Origin of the sequence: Escherichia sp. AM3 (genome assembly GCF_032029835.1) — a bacterium.
Lineage (GTDB): Bacteria > Pseudomonadota > Gammaproteobacteria > Enterobacterales > Enterobacteriaceae > Escherichia > Escherichia coli.
The window spans coordinates 1-347 of the sequence record NZ_JAVUPQ010000704.1; the positions used below are offsets into that span (position 1 = coordinate 1).

Here is a 347-nt window from a genome sequence, read left to right on the forward strand (position 1 = left end):
GAGCGGAAAAGGGCATGACCGGCATCAGTTTGGGCTGCTATCATAGTGCGCCATTCACGCTGACCGAGGAGCTGTTTTGTTTGCAGGAAGCCTGACGAGAAACCCGATCATTGCCGTTTTCTGCCTGACGCTGACGCTACTTGTAGCAGGATGCTCGGGGAGTAAATCTTCGGATATGGGCAGTTATTCCGGTGCAGTCTATACCGTTAAGCGCGGGGACACGCTCTACCGCATCTCACGCGCCACGGGAACCAGCGTGAAGGAGCTGGCGCGCCTGAATAATATCTCTCCACCGTATACTATTGAGGTAGGGCAGAAGCTCAAGGTTAACGGCGGTTCCTCCTCAG

General features: G+C 55.0%; 1 protein-coding gene. It reads left to right on the forward strand.

The annotated features are described in order from the left end of the window. Window positions 1-76: 76 nt before the first annotated feature. Window positions 77-347 (forward strand): LysM domain-containing protein (locus tag RTW80_RS27985; protein WP_312721384.1); only part of this gene is annotated, 271 nt, incomplete at its 3' end.